The sequence below is a fragment of the Enterococcus mundtii genome (assembly GCF_013394305.1).
Lineage (GTDB): Bacteria > Bacillota > Bacilli > Lactobacillales > Enterococcaceae > Enterococcus_B > Enterococcus_B pernyi.
The window spans coordinates 1,557,501-1,577,483 of record NZ_AP019810.1; the positions used below are offsets into that span (position 1 = coordinate 1,557,501).

General features: G+C 39.8%; 16 protein-coding genes, 1 tRNA gene, 2 rRNA genes and 1 other annotated feature (1 of these 20 cut by a window edge). Of the genes, 4 read left to right on the plus strand and 15 right to left on the minus strand.

Translation table 11 applies throughout. The features are described from left to right. The 3 genes from HZ311_RS07395 to HZ311_RS07405 form a co-directional block, all read right to left on the minus strand. Positions 1-308 (minus strand): 23S ribosomal RNA (locus tag HZ311_RS07395) (it extends 2,607 nt beyond the left edge of the window). 181 nt (positions 309-489) lie between these two features. After that, positions 490-562 (minus strand) — tRNA-Ala (locus tag HZ311_RS07400). A 77-nt stretch (positions 563-639) separates the two neighbouring features. After that, positions 640-2,200, minus strand: a 16S ribosomal RNA gene (locus HZ311_RS07405). Together the 16S and 23S rRNA genes with 1 tRNA gene alongside form the textbook arrangement of a ribosomal RNA operon. 882 nt (positions 2,201-3,082) lie before the next feature. Here HZ311_RS07405 and croR point away from each other — a divergent pair. From croR to serS, 3 genes are all read left to right on the plus strand, one after another. Further along, complete coding sequence (gene croR / locus HZ311_RS07410) at positions 3,083-3,772, plus strand: response regulator transcription factor CroR (protein ID WP_010734587.1); 690 nt, start codon at positions 3,083-3,085, stop codon at positions 3,770-3,772. Beyond that, entirely contained in the window at positions 3,759-4,964 is a 1,206-nt protein-coding gene (locus tag HZ311_RS07415) for a sensor histidine kinase (RefSeq protein WP_023520586.1), read from the plus strand. Before croR ends, HZ311_RS07415 begins: the two co-directional genes overlap by 14 nt. A gap of 32 nt (positions 4,965-4,996) precedes the next feature. Further along, positions 4,997-5,202 (plus strand) — a binding site (T-box leader). Positions 5,203-5,253: 51 nt separating this feature from the next. Further along, a complete protein-coding gene (gene serS / locus HZ311_RS07420; RefSeq protein ID WP_023520587.1) occupies positions 5,254-6,525 on the plus strand; it encodes a serine--tRNA ligase in 1,272 nt (423 codons plus the stop codon). A gap of 69 nt (positions 6,526-6,594) precedes the next feature. Here the strand turns inward: serS and guaB are convergent, their stop codons facing one another. The 10 genes from guaB to HZ311_RS07470 all read right to left on the minus strand — a co-directional run bounded on the left by guaB (position 6,595) and on the right by HZ311_RS07470 (position 15,557). Next, on the minus strand, positions 6,595-8,079 hold the full coding sequence (gene guaB / locus HZ311_RS07425) for an IMP dehydrogenase (RefSeq protein WP_010734584.1): 1,485 nt from the start codon (positions 8,077-8,079) through the stop codon (positions 6,595-6,597). A 277-nt stretch (positions 8,080-8,356) separates the two neighbouring features. Further along, complete coding sequence (locus tag HZ311_RS07430; protein ID WP_023520588.1) at positions 8,357-8,689, minus strand: hypothetical protein; 333 nt, start codon at positions 8,687-8,689, stop codon at positions 8,357-8,359. 249 nt (positions 8,690-8,938) lie between these two features. Beyond that, entirely contained in the window at positions 8,939-9,634 is a 696-nt protein-coding gene (locus HZ311_RS07435) for a DUF1129 domain-containing protein (protein WP_019722878.1), read from the minus strand. A gap of 80 nt (positions 9,635-9,714) precedes the next feature. Beyond that, positions 9,715-10,815, minus strand: coding sequence for a redox-regulated ATPase YchF (ychF, locus tag HZ311_RS07440; RefSeq protein ID WP_010734581.1), 1,101 nt, complete (start codon positions 10,813-10,815; stop codon positions 9,715-9,717). Between the two features lie 8 nt (positions 10,816-10,823). After that, the gene (locus tag HZ311_RS07445; protein WP_010734580.1) at positions 10,824-11,015 is read right to left on the minus strand and encodes a DUF951 domain-containing protein; all 192 of its coding nucleotides are present in this window, start codon (positions 11,013-11,015) and stop codon (positions 10,824-10,826) included. An 18-nt stretch (positions 11,016-11,033) separates the two neighbouring features. Continuing rightward, complete coding sequence (locus HZ311_RS07450; protein WP_010734579.1) at positions 11,034-11,924, minus strand: ParB/RepB/Spo0J family partition protein; 891 nt, start codon at positions 11,922-11,924, stop codon at positions 11,034-11,036. Continuing rightward, complete coding sequence (locus HZ311_RS07455) at positions 11,911-12,678, minus strand: ParA family protein (protein WP_010734578.1); 768 nt, start codon at positions 12,676-12,678, stop codon at positions 11,911-11,913. Before HZ311_RS07455 ends, HZ311_RS07450 begins: the two co-directional genes overlap by 14 nt. Positions 12,679-12,689: 11 nt before the next feature. Then, positions 12,690-13,403 carry a 16S rRNA (guanine(527)-N(7))-methyltransferase RsmG gene (gene rsmG / locus HZ311_RS07460; protein WP_010734577.1) on the minus strand — a complete coding sequence of 238 codons (714 nt, stop codon included), beginning with the start codon at positions 13,401-13,403 and terminating at the stop codon, positions 12,690-12,692. 286 nt (positions 13,404-13,689) lie between these two features. Then, positions 13,690-15,039 (minus strand): lipase family protein, encoded by a 1,350-nt coding sequence (locus HZ311_RS07465; protein WP_023520589.1) that lies wholly within the window; start codon positions 15,037-15,039, stop codon positions 13,690-13,692. Further along, positions 15,039-15,557: a hypothetical protein gene (locus HZ311_RS07470; RefSeq protein ID WP_023520590.1), complete on the minus strand. Its 519-nt coding sequence runs from the start codon at positions 15,555-15,557 to the stop codon at positions 15,039-15,041. The genes HZ311_RS07465 and HZ311_RS07470 overlap by 1 nt, the downstream gene beginning before the upstream one ends. A gap of 439 nt (positions 15,558-15,996) precedes the next feature. Here HZ311_RS07470 and HZ311_RS07475 point away from each other — a divergent pair, with 439 nt between their 5' ends. Next, positions 15,997-16,356: a VanZ family protein gene (locus tag HZ311_RS07475; protein WP_224434384.1), complete on the plus strand. Its 360-nt coding sequence runs from the start codon at positions 15,997-15,999 to the stop codon at positions 16,354-16,356. Between the two features lie 79 nt (positions 16,357-16,435). On the opposite strand, the gene mnmG is transcribed toward HZ311_RS07475, so the two are convergent. Further along, positions 16,436-18,337: a tRNA uridine-5-carboxymethylaminomethyl(34) synthesis enzyme MnmG gene (mnmG, locus tag HZ311_RS07480; protein WP_137073068.1), complete on the minus strand. Its 1,902-nt coding sequence runs from the start codon at positions 18,335-18,337 to the stop codon at positions 16,436-16,438. Between the two features lie 14 nt (positions 18,338-18,351). Next, entirely contained in the window at positions 18,352-19,749 is a 1,398-nt protein-coding gene (mnmE, locus tag HZ311_RS07485) for a tRNA uridine-5-carboxymethylaminomethyl(34) synthesis GTPase MnmE (protein ID WP_178946562.1), read from the minus strand. Positions 19,750-19,983: the final 234 nt, after the last annotated feature.

Consider the following 19,983-nt stretch of genomic DNA (forward strand, 5'->3'; position numbering starts at 1 on the left):
GGAGTCCTACAACCCCAATGAGCAAGCTCATTGGTTTGGGCTTTTCCCGTTTCGCTCGCCGCTACTCAGGGAATCGAATTTTCTTTCTCTTCCTGCAGGTACTTAGATGTTTCAGTTCTCTGCGTCTACCTCGTATACGCTATGTATTCACGTATACGTAACATCCTATAAAAGATGCTGGGTTCCCCCATTCGGAAATCTCTGGATCATAGCTTACGTACAGCTCCCCAAAGCATATCGGTGTTAGTCCCGTCCTTCATCGGCTCCTAGTGCCAAGGCATCCACCGTGCGCCCTTATTCACTTAACCTTATCAACCTTACGGTTGGGTTTTGATCTTTCTTCTAGCGATAGAAGTCCAATCAAGAAAAATAAGCAATTGAACTTATTAAAAAACTCATTCAACGCGGTGTTCTCGGTTTGTATTACTTACATTTTTACTTCAATATCCAGTTTTCAATGAACAAGTATATAACAACATACGTTGTTAATGGAGCCTAGCGGGATCGAACCGCTGACCTCCTGCGTGCAAAGCAGGCGCTCTCCCAGCTGAGCTAAGGCCCCGGGTTAAATTTTGAGTAGACCTCTCAAAACTGAACAAAGTATCGACAAACGTGTGTAGTCTCCGTAATATTCCTTAGAAAGGAGGTGATCCAGCCGCACCTTCCGATACGGCTACCTTGTTACGACTTCACCCCAATCATCTATCCCACCTTAGGCGGCTGGCTCCAAAAAGGTTACCTCACCGACTTCGGGTGTTACAAACTCTCGTGGTGTGACGGGCGGTGTGTACAAGGCCCGGGAACGTATTCACCGCGGCGTGCTGATCCGCGATTACTAGCGATTCCGGCTTCATGTAGGCGAGTTGCAGCCTACAATCCGAACTGAGAGAAGCTTTAAGAGATTAGCTTAGCCTCGCGACTTCGCGACTCGTTGTACTTCCCATTGTAGCACGTGTGTAGCCCAGGTCATAAGGGGCATGATGATTTGACGTCATCCCCACCTTCCTCCGGTTTGTCACCGGCAGTCTTGCTAGAGTGCCCAACTAAATGATGGCAACTAACAATAAGGGTTGCGCTCGTTGCGGGACTTAACCCAACATCTCACGACACGAGCTGACGACAACCATGCACCACCTGTCACTTTGCCCCCGAAGGGGAAGCTCTATCTCTAGAGTGGTCAAAGGATGTCAAGACCTGGTAAGGTTCTTCGCGTTGCTTCGAATTAAACCACATGCTCCACCGCTTGTGCGGGCCCCCGTCAATTCCTTTGAGTTTCAACCTTGCGGTCGTACTCCCCAGGCGGAGTGCTTAATGCGTTAGCTGCAGCACTGAAGGGCGGAAACCCTCCAACACTTAGCACTCATCGTTTACGGCGTGGACTACCAGGGTATCTAATCCTGTTTGCTCCCCACGCTTTCGAGCCTCAGCGTCAGTTACAGACCAGAGAGCCGCCTTCGCCACTGGTGTTCCTCCATATATCTACGCATTTCACCGCTACACATGGAATTCCACTCTCCTCTTCTGCACTCAAGTCTCCCAGTTTCCAATGACCCTCCCCGGTTGAGCCGGGGGCTTTCACATCAGACTTAAGAAACCGCCTGCGCTCGCTTTACGCCCAATAAATCCGGACAACGCTTGCCACCTACGTATTACCGCGGCTGCTGGCACGTAGTTAGCCGTGGCTTTCTGGTTAGATACCGTCAAGGGGTGAACAGTTACTCTCACCCTTGTTCTTCTCTAACAACAGAGTTTTACGATCCGAAAACCTTCTTCACTCACGCGGCGTTGCTCGGTCAGACTTTCGTCCATTGCCGAAGATTCCCTACTGCTGCCTCCCGTAGGAGTTTGGGCCGTGTCTCAGTCCCAATGTGGCCGATCACCCTCTCAGGTCGGCTATGCATCGTGGCCTTGGTGAGCCGTTACCTCACCAACTAGCTAATGCACCGCGGGTCCATCCATCAGCGGCACCGTAAAGCGCCTTTCAAAACGAAACCATGCGGTTTCGATTGTTATACGGTATTAGCACCTGTTTCCAAGTGTTATCCCCTTCTGATGGGCAGGTTACCCACGTGTTACTCACCCGTTCGCCACTCCTCTTTTCCCGGTGGAGCAAGCTCCGGTGGGAAAAGAGGCGTTCGACTTGCATGTATTAGGCACGCCGCCAGCGTTCGTCCTGAGCCAGGATCAAACTCTCATAATAAAAGTTAGAACAATCTTTCGATTGTTAAGCTCAATTGTTTGCTAGCATATTGCTTGCTTGTTAAAAATGTTTGTTGTCTTGAATTGAATCAAGACGCCCTACACATTTGGTTTGTCTTACTTTGTTCAGTTTTCAAAGGTCTACGTGATAATTGAAACACAACTGCCTCAACTTATCGTTTGTGATTGCCGTAGTAACTTTTATATCTTAGCAAACTCTCGGATGATTGTCAACTATTTTTTAAAAGTTTTTTCAACTCGTTTTTCACGAGGTCGTTTTAGCAACTCACTTATAATAACTTGTTGTTTGTTATTTGTCAATCACTTTTTTTGTTTTTTTCTTTGCGAAACTAACTTCAATCAGTGAATCACTCCAAAGCAACTTCGTTATCTTATCATGTGTTAACAAACATGTCAATCACTAATTTTAAGAATCGATTTGTTTGTTTTCCGTTCTTTCGAACAAATAATAATATACCAACATCAATTTTGAAAGTCAACTAAAAAAAGGCTGATTTATCAACATTTTTAAGAGAGTCGATCATTAAAAACAGGAAGCACAAAATCATTCGTTTTTACGTGTTTTTTCTCCTGTTTAAACTAGTTCCACCGAGATAATGTTCATCTTTTAGTTTGTTTGATCAAATTTATTTTTTCTTACTATTGCTGTATAAGTGTTCTCAATTTATTACTTCGTTTAAATGATGTTTCTCCTTGATTTAAATCACTTTCTATTTTTGTTTCCTCCTTTATCTTAGGTTTCCACCTCTTCTACCCCCTCTTCTTCTAAAATTTTCCTTAACAAAGCGCTGCTTTTATCTATTTATCTTTTTTTTTGCTAAAATATTAAGAGTAAACACATTAATCGATGGAGGATCTATTTATGAAAATATTAATCGCAGATGACGACAAGGAAATTGTTGAATTACTTAGTATCTACGTACACAATGAAGGCTACGAAGCAGTAAAAGCCTATGATGGAAAAGAAGCATTATCAAAAGTACGAACAATCCCTGATATTGAATTACTTATTCTAGATATCATGATGCCTGAAATGGATGGCATGCAAGTAGTAAAAGAATTAAGAAAAGAATCACAAATCCCGATCATCATGTTAACAGCGAAAACGACTGATATGGATAAAATCAAAGGATTAGTAGCTGGAGCGGATGATTACGTAACAAAACCATTTAATCCTCTTGAAGTAATGGCTCGTGTGAAATCTTTGTTACGTCGCACAAAAATGCAAGTGACACCAGATCAACCGGATGTCCTAGAAGTAAATGCCTTGATCATCAATAAAGATTCCCATGAAGTCAAAACAATCGATGGAAAAGAAATCCAACTGACTGCCTTAGAATTTGGTATTCTATATCTCCTTGCAAGTCATCCTAACCATGTATTCAGTGCAGATGAGATCTTTGAACGTGTCTGGAAACAAGAAAGTATCGTTTCTGCTAAAACAGTAATGGTTCATGTTAGTCATCTAAGAGATAAAATTGAAGAAGCAACTGGTGGAGAAAAAGTCATTCAAACCGTTTGGGGAGTGGGCTATAAAATTGATGCAAGATAAAAAAGTGATCGAAAAACGACGCCGGATCAATCTGACATCTAAAGAAATCAGTGAATTATTAGCAGAAGGAATCATTACGATCATCCTTCTGCTTCTATTGAATGTAGCGATGTTGGTTATTATCAGTTCGATCATCAGTAGTTCACCTTCTTTGACAAACGCTATTTGGGATTCTAAAAATATCTTTGCCCAGCGTTTAGATAGTGATTTGTTTTGGAATGGCCGAAATTTTATTTTTCCTGTGTTCTTTCTATTAGATGTCGGTGTATTATACTGGCGATTGATTCGTCGCTACCGACAAATGCAATTACGACACATTATTAGTGAATTGCATTATATCGCTAATGGCAATTATGACCATCGTATCCCTTTCGAATTAAGTGGCGATCTTAGTCGTGTAGTCAAAAGTATCAATGGCTTAGTGGACAGTACGGTAGCGGCGATTGAAGACGAACGTAAAATCGAAAAATCAAAAGACGAACTGATTACAAACGTCAGTCATGATATTCGCACACCTTTAACATCAATTATTGGCTATTTAGGTCTTATTGAAGATGGTCAATATCAAACAGAAGAAGATCTGTTGAAATATACTCACACTGCTTATGTCAAAGCGAAACAAATGAAATCATTGGTAGAAGATCTGTTCGAGTATACCAAGGTACGTCAGCCGGCGGTTCCTGTGAATTTTTCTGCATTTGATTTGATCCAATTGATTGAACAATTGGCAGCTGATTTTGAACTAGAAGCTTCTAAAAAGGATATTCAAATTTTTGTTGAATCTCCAATCAATTCACTGATCATGGATGGTGATACCGAAAAGTTGGTTCGCGTATTCAATAATTTATTAACCAATGCCCTAAAATATGGCAAAGGAGCTACTAAAATCATCATTGAAATTGAACAACTTGGTTCAGAAGTCATCGTTGTTGTCAAAAACAATGGTGCCATGATTCCTCAACAAGCCATTGACAATCTATTTGATCGATTTTACCGTGTGGAAGAATCCCGTTCACAAGAAACTGGCGGGACAGGGCTTGGTCTAGCCATTGCACAAAGTATCGTAGCATTGCACGGTGGCTATATCTATGCGAAGTCAGATCAAGATTGGACGTCTTTTATCATGCATTTCCCGCTTAAAAAAAATGAAAAGTTAGTCGGCAATCTGACAGAACATATTGACGGAAACTAAATTTTTCGCTATTCTTAGAATACAAATAGAAGAAAACAGTGAACCCAGTACATTTTATTTTTTTCAAGAGAGCTGATGGTTGGTGCAAATCAGTAAAAAATAATTTCGAAGTTCCAGTTCACCCAATGTGCCTTTCGAAATAAGAAAGGTCGGTAACAGCCGTTATCTGTTTACAAGTGCAGTCTCGATAGACTGAACTTGGGTGGTACCGCGAAACTCAAACCAGTTCGTCCCAAGATATTTCTTTGGATGAGCTGGTTTTTTTTATACAAAAAAAGGAGGAAAAGAAATGTTAGATATTAAAATGATCCGTCAAAATGTTGACTATGTACAAGAAAAATTAACGTCACGTGGCGTTAAAAAAGAAGTCTTAGCGGAGTTTGTGGAGTTAGATGAATCTCGCAGAAAATTGTTGGTTGAAAGTGAAGAATTGAAAAAATACCGTAATGATGTATCTGCTGAAATCGCCCAATTAAAGCGTAATAAAGAAGATGCAACTGCGAAGATCGCTGAAATGAAAGAAGTCGGTGGGAAAATCAAAGCACTAGACGAAGAAGTTGCACAAGTGGATGAAAAATTACAACAAATCGCTACAACTCTTCCTAATTTACCTCATGATTCCGTGCCAGTAGGTAAAGATGAAGAGGATAACGTGGAAGCTCGTCGCTGGAGTGAACCTCGTCAATTTGCTTTTGAACCAAAACCTCACTGGGAAATTGCTGAAAATCTAGGTATTCTTGATTTTGAACGTGGGGCAAAAGTATCAGGAAGCCGCTTTGTTTACTATAAAGGATTAGGTGCTCGCTTAGAACGTGCCCTTTATAATTTTATGTTAGATCAACACGTCTATGAACATGGCTATACTGAAATGATGACGCCTTACGCTGTAAATAGCCAAGCCATGTTTGGTACTGGTCAATTCCCTAAATTTAAAGAAGATGTTTTCCAATTAGCTGATACAGATTTAACTTTGATCCCAACAGCTGAAGTTCCTTTAACAAACTACTACAGCAATGAAATCTTAGCAAAAGAAGATTTACCTGTTTACTTCACTGCACTTAGCCCAGCATTCCGTTCAGAAGCAGGTAGTGCCGGTCGTGATACTCGTGGATTGATTCGTCTTCATCAGTTCAATAAAGTAGAAATGGTGAAATTCGCTGATGCAGAACATTCATATGAAGAACTTGAAAAAATGACCGCTGACGCAGAGGACATTTTGAAAAAATTACACTTACCTTACCGTGTTATGACATTATCAACTGGAGATATGGGCTTTTCAGCAGCGAAAACGTACGATTTAGAAGTATGGATCCCTGCACAAAATACGTATCGTGAAATCAGTTCTTGCTCAAACTGTGAAGATTTCCAAGCGCGCCGTGCGATGATCCGTTACCGAGATGCAGATGGAAAAATCCATTATGCACATACATTGAATGGTTCTGGTTTAGCAGTTGGCCGTACGGTTGCTGCCATCCTTGAAAACTATCAAAATGAAGATGGTTCAGTCACAGTTCCAGAAGTACTCGTGCCTTACATGGGGAACCTAAAAGTAATCAAATAAACAATAAAGCAGCTAAGTGATTCGTTGGCACGAATTGCTTAGCTGCTTTTTTATGTTCAAGAAGTTTGATTATGATTCTACAGAATAGTTTGGTGCTTCTTTCGTAATTTGTACATCATGTGGGTGAGATTCTTTCAAACCACTGCCACTCATTTGAATGAACTGTGCATCATCTCTTAATTGTTTTAGGTTTGCAGAGCCAACATAACCCATCCCTGATTTTAAGCCACCGATCATTTGGAAGAGAATGTCTGCTACGCTTCCTTTGTACGCTACACGGCCTTCAATACCTTCTGGCACTAACTTATTGGCTTCATTCGTGCCACCTTGGAAGTAACGGTCTTTTGATCCTTTTTCCATGGCGCCTAATGAACCCATTCCACGATATGTCTTGAAGCGACGACCTTGATAGATTTCAAATTCACCTGGAGATTCATCGGTTCCTGCCAACATACTACCTAACATAACCGCATGACCACCCGCTGCTAAAGCTTTGACGATATCACCAGAATATTTGATCCCACCATCTGCAATAATGGTTTTTCCATATTGGCGCGCAACTGAAGCTGCATCGTAAATGGCTGTTAATTGGGGAACACCCACACCAGCAACCACACGTGTCGTACAAATCGAACCTGGTCCGATACCTACTTTCACCACGTCAACACCTACATCGTATAACGCTTTTGTTGCTTCTGCTGTTGCTACATTACCAGCAATCAATGTTGCATCTTTAAATGTTGTGCGAATTTCTTGGATTTTACGGATTACACCTGCGCTATGTCCATGCGCCGTATCAATGACAATGGCATCTGCGCCAGCATCAAGTAAAGCTTGTGCACGTTCAAAGGTGTCGCTAGTGACACCAACTGCGGCAGCTACCAACAAACGACCATGTTCATCTTTTGCTGCATTTGGAAACTCGATTACTTTTTCGATATCTTTGATCGTGATCAAACCACTTAATCGACCTGCATCATCAACGATCGGTAGTTTTTCGATTTTATGTTGTTGTAAGATTTTTTCTGCATCTTTTAGAGAAGTGCCTACTGGGGCTGTTACTAAGTTTTCTTTTGTCATGACTTCGCTGATTTCGATATGGAAGTCTGTAACAAAACGCATATCACGGTTTGTAATGATTCCTACTAATTTGCGATTTTCCAATGTTTCGACGATTGGAACTCCACTGATACGGTATCTGCTCATTAATTCTTCAGCATCTGCGACCAAGTGTTGTGGTGTCAAGAAGAATGGGTCGATGATTACACCACTTTCAGAACGTTTCACTTTACGTACTTCGTCTGCTTGTTCGCTGATTGTCATGTTTTTATGGATGACACCTAGACCACCCTGTCTTGCCATAGCAATCGCCATTTTGCTGTCAGTAACTGTATCCATACTTGCACTGATGATAGGAATATTCAATTTGATATTTTTTGCTAATTGTACACTCATATCCACTTCGTTTGGTAACACGTGACTTTCTGCTGGTATCAATAAGACATCATCAAAAGTAAATCCTTTTTTCGTGAACTTTGTTTCCCAGTTGGACATTTTTAGTACCACTCCTCTTGTTTAGTTTATCTACTAAAATAATCGATTTTCTTTTGTAAGTCAACAACTTCTACTAATCCCTTGTTTTTTCTAAGGAACTACTCAGTGAATCCTAAAAAAAGAACGTACCAGCATAATGAAGCGTCTCCTAATGTTTGATCAAAATCAAATGTTAGTTAACGCTTTCGTCTTACACTGCACGTTCTTTTTTCTTACTCAATATTTTTACTAAACTGAAACGAGTACACTTCAAGAAAGAAAAGATGCAATTCACTTTTTAAACATTTGCTTCGATCGATTCTTTGATCTTTTCAATTTCATTCAAATAATATAGTTTATAGGGAATGCTTAAGCCTTTTTTCTTCGTCTCTTCGTCAAGATACTTTTCATCGACATCTGTATACACAAATAAATCAGCAGTTAGTGTCTCTGGGTTTCTTGTATTATAGCTAATGAAATCCAGCTCGATTTCTGGCCCTAAAACAGACCGCATTTCTTTTTGAAACTTTTTTCCATGCCCAAGAATAAATTGTCCAGTTTTGATTCCGGCATAACCAAACAGAGGCACTCCGTCAGCATTGATAGAAAATATCCATTTGACTTTTTTCATATTCATTCACCCCTTATCGTTTAACTATCTCGCTCAACATATTTTATAACATCAGTGATCATCTCTATTATTTGATAATAACACTCTTTTATTATTTTTTATAATAATAAAAAAAACGTTTTGAGATCATGGTCGTCACTGTCAAATCAATAGAAATAAACAATAAAAAAGAGCACGTGCAGCGTAATGCTAACACATTCTCTTTTTTTTGTTCGTCTCGTAAGTCACATAATTTCTAAGTCCAATAAATTATCTTCTTGGAACAGAAAGACTGCCAACGATGCCATATTTTTTCTTTAAATAGTAACGCAACGCAAGAGCTGCTGCACCGATGATGATGATCACCACTGGATCTAATAACGGGTTAACGATTGGTGGCAACAAGGTTGTTGCTGAAAAAGCAATGACCCAGATCAATGTCGTTCCACCCAAAATCAACAAGGTTTTACCCATTCCAGGTTTTTTACTACGATCAGCACCTGGATACTCATACTGGTAAATATACTTGTACATCAAGTAAAAGACCCATCCACCAATAGCTGAACCTAGTACAAGTGTGGTGATTCCATAAGCAGGTGTTGTTTCACGTGAAAACAATCCAGTGATTGCGATCATGACACTCAATAATCCGAGTAAGAGTAAGGTATTGTCCAACCACATCAACGTTGGTGTCGAAGAAGTTTTCACTTCAACCGGTTTATTGATGATTGCTTCTGTTCTTTCAGATACCGTTCCAAATAATTGGCGGGCTGTTTTCCCACCTTTTTGTTCGGATACTAAAACGGGTAACATCTCATGCAAAGCCGTTACTTTTTCTTCTTCTGATAAATTCGCTGCTTCTAGCGACTTTTTTAAGTCAAAAATATATTGTTGATTACGTTTTGTTAGTTGTTCTTCTAACTGCGCATTTTCTTTTACAATTTCGCGTAACTGTTCTGCTTCCATTATTTTACAGTCCTCCTTAGACGCTGACGGTTGTCACAAAAGACATTTTAACATATCACATACACCGTATGATAGCCTTTTTATACATTAAAACGGAATAACATAACGTCGCCATCTTGAACGACATAGTCTTTCCCTTCTAATCGTACACGCCCGGCTTCTTTCGCTGCGTGCATCGTTCCGTATTGGTCTAAATCTTCAAATGAGACTGTTTCTGCACGGATAAAGCCACGTTCAAAATCGGTATGGATGATTCCTGCAGCTTGTGGCGCTTTGATTCCTTTTTTGAACGTCCACGCACGAACTTCTTGTTCACCTGCTGTAAAGTATGTTGCTAATCCTAATAGGTCATACGCCGCACGAATCAATTGATCCAACCCTGACTCTTCAATGCCTAATGCTTCAAGGAACTCTGCTTTATCTTCGTCGTCAAGCTCAGCAATTTCTTCTTCTGCTCTGGCGCTAACGACAATCACTTCTGCATTTTCTTCTGCAGCAAAATTGCGGACTGCTTGAACATATTCATTCGCATCTGCATTTGCTACTTCATCTTCTGCCACATTCGCAACATACAAGATCGGTTTTGTTGTTAACAAGAATAAAGATTTAACGATTTTTTGTTCTTCTTCTGTAAATTCGATCGAACGTGCTGAACGTCCATCTTCTAATACTGGTTTGATTTTCTCTAACACCGCTAATTCAGCGACTGCATCTTTATCTTTTGTTTTTGCAATTTTTGCCACACGTGTATAGCGCTTCGTCACTGACTCTAAATCTGCTAAGACAAGCTCTAGATTGATCGTATCGATATCTGCTAAAGGATCGACACGTCCTTCTACGTGTGTGATGTTGTCATCGTCAAAACAACGAACGACATGACAGATTGCATCTACTTGGCGAATATGACTTAAAAATTGGTTTCCTAATCCTTCACCTTTACTTGCACCCTTAACGATTCCAGCAATATCTGTAAACTCAAAGGTTGTTGGTACAGTTTTCTTTGGTTTTACTAATTCTGTTAAACGTTGTAAACGCCAATCAGGTACTTCAACCATTCCAATATTTGGATCAATAGTCGCAAAAGGATAGTTGGCAGCCTCTGCTCCCGCCTTTGTAATTGCATTGAACAAAGTTGATTTTCCTACGTTGGGTAAACCCACAATTCCAGCAGTTAATGCCATAAATTCATTCACTCTTTCTCTACATTTTTTTCAAGTACTTTTTTCATTTTTTTCTCAAATTCTCGACGGGTCATCATCACGATATGACCGCAATTCATACATTTGATTTTGATATCAGCGCCCATTCGGATGATCTCCCAACGGTTCGTTTGACAAGCATGAGGTTTTTTCATTTCTACGATATCATGTAAGTCGTACATAACATAGCCTCCCTCTGTTTATTCTTCATCAAATTGAATATTTAGAATATCAAGAATTCTAGTTAAATCATTTTGTGAAAGATATTCGATTTCGATTTTACCTTTCCCATTCTTTTCTTGGATGGCGACACTTGTTCCAAATTTATCCATCAAGCGATCTTCACTCTCACGGATATAATACGGTTTTTCCTTTGCTAAACGTGGGATTTTTTTCTTTTCTTGCCCATCATTTTGATTCAGCTCGGAAACGATCTGCTCTAATTGTCGAACCGTTAGATTTTCTGTTACGACACGATTGGCTAATTTTAATATCAATTGTTTATTTTTTAATCCAAGTAACGTACGAGCTTGTCCCATAGATAATCGTTGATCTTGGACCATTTCTTTCACTAAATCAGGCAATGTCAATAAACGCAAATAGTTTGCGATATAAGGACGACTTTTCCCTAAACGACTTGCGACTTCAGCTTGTGTCAACTTTAAGTTCTTCATCAACATCTCGTAAGCTTCTGCTTCTTCTAAAGGATTCAAGTCTTCACGTTGTAAGTTTTCTAAAACTGCAACTTGCATCATCGCTTCTTCGTCGAAATCTCTGACAATTGCAGGAATCGTTTCTTTGCCAGCTAACTTAGACGCCCGGAAACGACGTTCACCTGCGATGATCTCATAACCTTTCACCGACGAACGACGAACAATGATCGGTTGAAAGACACCGGAGTACTCGATCGAGTTCGCTAATTCTTGCAATGATACTTCTTCAAATGTTTTACGTGGTTGATACGGATTAGGACGCAATTCGTTTAGTGGCAACTGAATGACAGTTTCATCTTTCACGTTGACTGTTTCTAAATTTTCCAAATCTTGAAACAGCGCGTCGATTCCCCGGCCTAGTCCTTTACTTTTCTTCACGATCGACCACTTCCTTTGCTAATGCTTGATACACTTCAGCGCCTCTGGAACGCGGATCATAATCAATGATAGGTTTTCCATGACTTGGTGCTTCTGACAAACGAATGTTTCGAGGAATCACTGTGTCATACACTTTTTCACGGAAATACTTCCGTACTTCTTCCACCACTTCATTCCCTAGATTCGTTCGAGCGTCATACATCGTCAATAATACCCCTTCGATTTCCAATTCAGGGTTGAAGTGTTTTTGTACCAAGCGAACAGTATTCAGCAATTGACTTAACCCTTCTAACGCATAGTATTCACACTGCACAGGGATCAAAATCGAATCACTTGCAGTAAATGAGTTGATGGTTAGATGACCTAAAGATGGCGGGCAATCAATTAAAATGTAGTCATACTGATCGTTGACTTCAGCCAGTGAACTTTTTAAACGTGATTCTCTTGCCATCATTGAGGTCAATTCAATTTCCGCTCCCGCTAATTGAAGAGTGGCAGGCACAATACTCAAGTTTTCATGTTCAGTAGCAATTGTCGCTTCAGCAATTGGTAACTCATTGACTAATACATCATAAATATCTTGTGTCACATCAGGTTTACGAATGCCTACTCCGCTAGTGGCATTTCCTTGTGCATCCATATCTACAAGCAACACTTGTTTACCTAAACTTGCTAAACAAGCACCTAGATTTACAGTTGTCGTTGTTTTACCAACGCCGCCTTTTTGATTTGCAACGGATATAATTTGTGCCATCTCTTCTCCTCCTACTTGATTGGTTGCTTATTCGGCAACCCAGGTTTTCTTGGATACTTCTTCGGTGTTGGTTTCTTCTTCTGTATAATCAGAATGTGGCGTTTGTCCGAGATTTTAGGTAGTTCAATTGCTTGCTCTCCGATAAATTTACCACCTAATTGCGCAATCGCTGGTTTCGCTTCTGCCAATTCTTCTTCGCTTTTCGCAGCTTTCAGTGCATAGAAATAGCCCTCTTGTTTCACTAATGGTAAACACAGTTCCGTCAATACATTCAAACGTGCCACTGCACGAGCAGTCACAAAATCAAATGATGCACGGAATTGCGGATTTTGCCCAAATGTTTCTGCACGATCATGATAAAGAGATGCATCGATTTCTAATTGATTCGTTAACTCAGTTAAAAAAGTGATTCGCTTATTCAAGGAATCAACAATCGTTATTTGTAACTCAGGAAAAGCAATTTTTAAAGGAATACTTGGGAACCCAGCTCCTGAGCCGACGTCACATAAAGTCAGGCCAGTTGAAAAATCAACATCAAATGCCAACGTCAATGAATCATAAAAGTGTTTTAAATAAACTTCTTCTCGATCAGTGATCGCCGTCAAATTCATTTTTTCATTCCACTCCACTAATAAATGAAAATAACGGTCAAACTGCGCCATTTGCTTATCCGATAAATGAATGTCTTTTTCTGCCAAGACTTGGCGAAATTCTTCTGGTGTCATAATTTTTCCTTTCATTGTGAAACAGCTAATTGTTTCACAGAATCTCTTCCTACTTTAACGCAAAATGAGTCGAGTTGCAATCTTTCTATATATAAATTTAAAGGAGGTTATGCCAAATTCGGAAGTAGGTAAATTCTTGTTCTACAATAAAAAAATAATCCGCCCTCGGACAACACAAAAAGAGTGTGCTGCCCATTGCTCACACTCCTTTATTTTCTATTATTTAGTTAGACAACAATCACTTCTCAATAGTGCTTTTATCGATCGTTCACTTTTGTAGCAAGGGTTAGAACAATTGATTCGCTAATTCTTTGTCACGTGCCACCATTTCATTGATTTTTTGGGTGATTTCATCGGCGAGTGTTTGAAACTGTTCTGACATCTGATCGATCTGCCGGATTTTATCTCTAAATTCCTGTGTTGGCTCATCGACAATCTCCCATTTTGTACAATTAACTTCGGCTAATGTTTCAATTACCTCGTTGTACGTCAAATGTGGGGTATAATTGCGTACTCTTCCCAACCAGTCATTCCATAACTCTTCCAACTCCGTGATCCCGTTTTGGTAAATCACGCGAACATTGCTCATCGCCTCATCAAATTTACTTGCTGCGGTCCGTACTACAGCTAATGCTTGGCTATCCTCTAAATAAATTTTTTCTGATTGAGAAAGTCCGCCGCCACTTGCAGTCAGCTTCTTACCTAACTCTTTTAAGGTCAAGAATTCTTTGATTTGAACCTTGAGCCACTCATTTTCTTCTTTCACACGCTTGATTTCATCTAGCGTATGCTCGCCACTGACTGCTAGTAGTTTGATCATTGCTTCGTTTTCCAAAAGTGTTTGTTGCCACAAAGTTGGGGCTAACAAGATCCCCCCATTGCCATCGACGTATACGATGATCTGTCCATGCTTATCGATATAATTTCCCTCTTCATCTGTTCTGAATTGATCCAGCGAATGTCCAAATGTTTCCCAGCCCGAATTATCGATTCCAAAACTATTGATTGGAAGCATCCCTTTCCCACCAGTGAAAAGCCCACTCGTGACGACATCCGAAGTGTCGTAGATATTGATCAGGGTACCGTTGTGATTATCGAATAAGGCTTGTGCAAGCCCTGGTCCTGCCGCGCCGTACGTCACACTGTCATAACCATTGATCGCTGCGACAAAAAGTGCTTTAGCGCCACCTAACGAGTGCCCAGTCGTTGAGATCGTATAGCCATCTGATTTGGGATACTGCTTTTCAATTTCATGGGCATAGTTCAAGGCAGAAGCAAATGCACCATTTGAGTGTTTATTACTTCGACCAATTTCCTCAAGGTTAGTATACCAATCTTTGAGCGAAGTCGTGCCAGCGTAAGCAATCGTAAGGTTTTTGGTGATGACGGAGTCAGGGAAGCCAGGTACTTTTTTTAATTGCTCTTCATTGTACCCAAGATATTCCTCTTTTATTTTAGCAACTACCATTGCTTGCATACTATTTTTCTTTGGCTTAGATTCATTACCGATTTTTTCTTTATTTGTATCTACTGTTTTTATGACTATATAAGGGATTTCTTTTACTAGATGATTTACTTTTATCAATCCATCTTCAACTTTATACACAGAATCAGATAGCCACCTATTTTGATCCATCAATCTATCCCTCCTTCGTAATAGATAATTTGTTCATCTGCCATAATCGAATTAATTTTTTCTTTTCTTTTTGTAATATAATAAGGACCAGTTCCAGTGCTATCAGAAATCATGTATATAGGTTTATTTGTTTCTGCGGAAATAGTACTTAAACTTACTTCCTCCTCATATACTCCATTAACAGTGAAATAAATGGTCAAAAAATTCATCGGACTCACTGAATATCCAGTAAATTCAATTTTAGTTATCTCCTTATATTCTCTGACCTCTAACAATGCTTTCAAATATTCTTCCGTGGTCATTTCACCTTGTCCGCAGTCATACTTTCTGAAAATTTCTTCTTCTTTCTCCCGATTGTTTACATAGAGACGATAATTGTTATACACATAATTTGCCAGATCCTTCTGTATTTCCAGCAATTCTTGAAGATCTTCTTCTCTTTTATCCATGTAGATCTTTCCTCCGATTCCTCCTAAGATAATGATCACTAATACACCTAACCAAAGCCGTTTGTTCATAGATCCTCCTTTCAGTTAGCTACTATTTTTGTCAATGCTTCACAATAAGATACGTATATTTCATTTTATTCTGCGATCACATTTCAATATTAAGTTATTTTATGTATACTTATAGAGAGAAAGACAAGTGTTGTGACGTATATTTTTTATAAAGTTAATCTCAATTGATTATAACAAAAATAAGGAGGTTTTTTAGATCGAAAATAAAATTAAAATGTTATTTTTAAAATTTTTAATGCTACTTTCTTGCCTGCTTTTTTCTCGATGGTTTTTCATGCGTTATCTCTATTATTATTCTATTACGCTTTTTCCACCATCTGGCCCTGTCGATTTTTGGGTTCCTTTCTTCTTAGTGATAATCATTACGTTATTCCTTTATGTCAGTCTTCACTGTGCTTTCACAAGAAACATCTATCGGGAATAGCTGGTCTTTTTTTCTTTGCTGTACATCACCTTTCTTATTTATCTACTTTTCTTAAAAAATATCGGGATACGAGGCGTAGAATTTCAGCTATTTTCGTGGGTGAAGGATTTGATTTATGGAGATCCAATGATTGTTCTGTTTAATATTTTACTGTTTCTACCTTTAGGCTGGATTTTACCAGTAAGTTGGAAGAATACTATCTTAGTCCTTTCAGCTGTCTTAGGCGTTGAATGGATCCAATATTTCTTTTACCTAGGTATTTTTGATTTAGGGGATGTTTTTGTAAATACTTGTGGGTTTCTTATTGGTGCATGTATAAATAGGTGGCTGATCAGTCGATGGGATATTCAGGTTTCTTCTTTTTTACATAAGTAATTTACTCTATGTTCTTGCTAACAAAAAAAGAGCCAACGAATCAATCATTCGTCGGCTCTTTTTTTGTTTAGTGCTTTATTTAAGCAGATGTTTCCACTTTCGCAATCTTCCCTTGTTCGATATAGACCATCAAGATGCTTAGGTCCGCTGGATTGACACCGCTGATGCGGCTTGCTTGTGCGATGGTTTCTGGACGGATTTTTTGAAGCTTTTGTTTTGCTTCCGTTGCTAATCCGTTGATCGCAGCGTAGTCAATGTTTTCTGGGATGCGTTTGGCTTCCATCCGTTTTAGTTTTTCTACTTTTTCTAATGCTTTTTTGATGTATCCTTCGTATTTTAGTTGAATTTCAACTTGCTCGATTTCTTTACGTGTTAACTCCGCATTTTCTGGAATAAATCGTAATAGATCGGCATAGGTGATTTCTGGGCGACGCAAGAAATCACTTGCTAGCACACCATCTTTTAATGGTGCAGCATTTAATTCTGCTAAAAAGGCTTGGACTTCTGCTGTCGGTTTGATACGAACGTTCATCAAACGTTTGATTTCTTGTTCAACTGCTGCTTTCTTTTTCAAGTAAGCAGCATATTGATCTTCTTTTACTAAACCGATCTGGTGACCCATTTCCGTTAGGCGTAGATCAGCATTATCATGACGAAGAAGTAAACGATATTCTGCTCGGGACGTCAGTAAGCGATAAGGTTCATTCGTTCCTTTTGTGACTAAATCATCGATCATGACACCGATATAGCCGTCACTACGTTTGATGACTAATGGCTCTTTTCCTTGAACCTTCAATGCTGCATTGATTCCTGCAATCAGCCCTTGTCCCGCTGCTTCTTCATATCCACTTGTCCCATTGGTTTGACCGGCCGTATAAAGATTTTCTACGACTTTCGTTTCTAATGTTGGACGTAACTGGTGTGGTTCGACCACATCGTACTCAATGGCATAGCCCGTACGCATCATTTCTGCTTTTTCTAATCCAGCAATCGAATGCAACATATCCACTTGGACGTCTTCTGGAAGTGAAGTTGAAAGCCCTTGAACATACACTTCTTCTGTATTCAATCCTTCTGGTTCTAAAAAGAGTTGATGACGTGGTTTGTCTGCAAAACGGACGATTTTGTCTTCGATCGATGGGCAGTAACGTGCGCCGACGCCTTCAACGATTCCTGTAAACATTGGTGCGCGGTGAAGATTGTCACGAATGATTTGATGGGTCGTTTCACCTGTATAAGTCAACCAACAAGGTTCTTGTTCTAAGTTATAGGCACTGTCCGGTGTGGCAAAGCTAAAATGATTTGGCTCCTTGTCTCCCGGTTGTTCTTCTGTAACAGAGTAATCGATCGTACTTGATTTCACACGTGGAGGCGTTCCGGTTTTAAAACGATCAATGGCAAAACCTAATTCTTTTAAGTGATTGGCTAAACCAATTGATGGTTGTGAGTTATTCGGACCAGATGAATATTTTAATTCACCGATAATAATCTCACCACGTAATGCGGTACCTGCAGTGATAACGACTGCTTTTGAACGATAGCTTGCACCGGTTGAAGTGACTACACCATGACAAACCCCATCTTCAACGATCAATTCTTCAACGATTCCTTGTCTTAGTGTCAAATTCTCTTCTTTTTCAATTGTATGTTTCATTTCACTGGCATAGGCATGCTTGTCTGCTTGTGCACGTAATGCTCGGACAGCAGGTCCTTTCCCAGTGTTCAACATTCTCATTTGAATGTATGTCTTATCAATATTCTTACCCATTTCGCCGCCTAGTGCATCAATCTCGCGTACGACAACGCCTTTGGCTGGACCGCCGACGGAAGGGTTACATGGCATAAATGCCACCATATCTAAATTGATCGTTAATAGTAACGTTTTTGACCCCATACGTGCAGCAGCCAAAGCGGCTTCTGAACCAGCATGTCCTGCACCGACAACGATCACATCATATTCTTCTGCTTGATAATGATTCAAGAACTGTTCCTCCTTTATTTTCCAAGACAAAATTGACTAAACAATTGTGTGATCAGTTCATCTTGGACACTATCTCCTACGACTTCACCAAGGTAATCCCAACAGCGAGTCATATCCATTTGAACTAGGTCAACAGGCATACCCGCATCGATTCCTGCGATCACTTCTTGTAAAGAGATGGCCGCTTTTTCGAGCAAGGCAATATGACGGGTATTGGATACATAAGTTGCATCTCTTTCGCCAGTTTGCCCGCCAAAGAACAACTCAGAGATGGCCGTTTCTAATCGGTCTAATCCTTCATTATTGGCAACCGAAACAGCGAATACTGGTTCATCCTCGATCAATGATAAAAGCTTGTCTTCCTCTAATTGTTTCGGTAAATCAGTTTTATTCAATAGAATGATCCGTTTCAATCCTTTTGTTGCTTCCAACAACTGTTCATCTTCAATCGTCAACGGCTCGCTTTGATTCAAGACAAGTAAGATCAATTCAGATTCTGCCAAAGCTTTACGACTACGAGCAACACCGATTTGTTCCACGATATCTTCTGTTTCCCGAATACCTGCTGTGTCGATCAGTTTCAACGGTACGCCACGAACATTGACGTATTCTTCAATCACATCTCTTGTCGTTCCCGCAATATCTGTCACGATGGCTTTTTCTTCTCGTAATAAATGGTTCAGTAAGCTTGACTTACCAACGTTTGGACGACCGATGATGGCCGTACTTAATCCTTCTCGTAAGACCTTGCCTTGTTGTGATGTTGCTAAAAGAACTTCGATACGTTGTTGGATCATCTGCGCTTTTTCTAATAGAAGTTTTGTCGTCAATTCTTCGATATCATCATATTCAGGGTAATCGATATTCACTTCGACTTGTGCTAATGTCTCTAAAATTTCTTGTCGAAGGGAACGGATCAATGCAGACAGATTTCCATCTAATTGGTTCAACGCGACACCCATCGCCTTGTCTGTTTTCGCACGGATCAGGTCCATGACTGCTTCAGCTTGGGATAAATCAACTCGTCCATTTAAAAAGGCACGCTTTGTAAATTCTCCTGGCTCTGCTAAACGTGCGCCTTCTCTTAATAGAAGCTGTAAAATTTGATTGACGACAACGATGCCCCCATGGCAATTGATTTCTACAACATCTTCTCGGGTAAATGTTCGTGGTGCGCGCATGACGGATACCATGACTTCATCGACTAATTGTTCACTTTTGGGATCGACGATATGCCCATAATGAATCGTATGACTAGGAACATCCAACAACTGTTTATTGCCACTTTGATAGACTTTATTGGCAATGGTCAACGCTTGATCACCGCTTAAACGCACAATACTTATCGCCCCTTCACCTGGTGGCGTAGAGATTGCTGCAATCGTATCAAATTCTAAGGTTATTTCAGCCATTTTTTCACTTCCTTTTTCATTTTACGCACAAAAAAAGTGCCCACTTCACCCTTTGCAATAAATGGTGAACTTCGCACTTTGACTGCTTGTTCTGTTTAAATTCTGGTCATAGACTATCATATCTAATTCTAGTAATCAAGCTTTTTTATTTATTTTTATGAGAGTCACTAATCAATCTTAAACTTTTTCTGCACAGGGTTCTTTTGACTGAAACTATCATTAGATCACTCTCTA

What these genes read in the sequence shown, in the direction of transcription:
- croR (WP_010734587.1), top strand. Translation starts at nt 3,083, where the DNA reads ATGAAAATATTAATCGCAGATGACGACAAGGAAATTGTTGAATTACTT.
- serS (WP_023520587.1), top strand. Translation starts at nt 5,254, where the DNA reads ATGTTAGATATTAAAATGATCCGTCAAAATGTTGACTATGTACAAGAA.
- guaB (WP_010734584.1), bottom strand. Translation starts at nt 8,079, where the DNA reads ATGTCCAACTGGGAAACAAAGTTCACGAAAAAAGGATTTACTTTTGAT.
- HZ311_RS07430 (WP_023520588.1), bottom strand. Translation starts at nt 8,689, where the DNA reads ATGAAAAAAGTCAAATGGATATTTTCTATCAATGCTGACGGAGTGCCT.
- HZ311_RS07435 (WP_019722878.1), bottom strand. Translation starts at nt 9,634, where the DNA reads ATGGAAGCAGAACAGTTACGCGAAATTGTAAAAGAAAATGCGCAGTTA.
- ychF (WP_010734581.1), bottom strand. Translation starts at nt 10,815, where the DNA reads ATGGCATTAACTGCTGGAATTGTGGGTTTACCCAACGTAGGAAAATCA.
- HZ311_RS07445 (WP_010734580.1), bottom strand. Translation starts at nt 11,015, where the DNA reads ATGTACGACTTACATGATATCGTAGAAATGAAAAAACCTCATGCTTGT.
- HZ311_RS07455 (WP_010734578.1), bottom strand. Translation starts at nt 12,678, where the DNA reads ATGGCACAAATTATATCCGTTGCAAATCAAAAAGGCGGCGTTGGTAAA.
- rsmG (WP_010734577.1), bottom strand. Translation starts at nt 13,403, where the DNA reads ATGACACCAGAAGAATTTCGCCAAGTCTTGGCAGAAAAAGACATTCAT.
- HZ311_RS07465 (WP_023520589.1), bottom strand. Translation starts at nt 15,039, where the DNA reads ATGGATCAAAATAGGTGGCTATCTGATTCTGTGTATAAAGTTGAAGAT.
- HZ311_RS07470 (WP_023520590.1), bottom strand. Translation starts at nt 15,557, where the DNA reads ATGAACAAACGGCTTTGGTTAGGTGTATTAGTGATCATTATCTTAGGA.
- mnmE (WP_178946562.1), bottom strand. Translation starts at nt 19,749, where the DNA reads ATGGCTGAAATAACCTTAGAATTTGATACGATTGCAGCAATCTCTACG.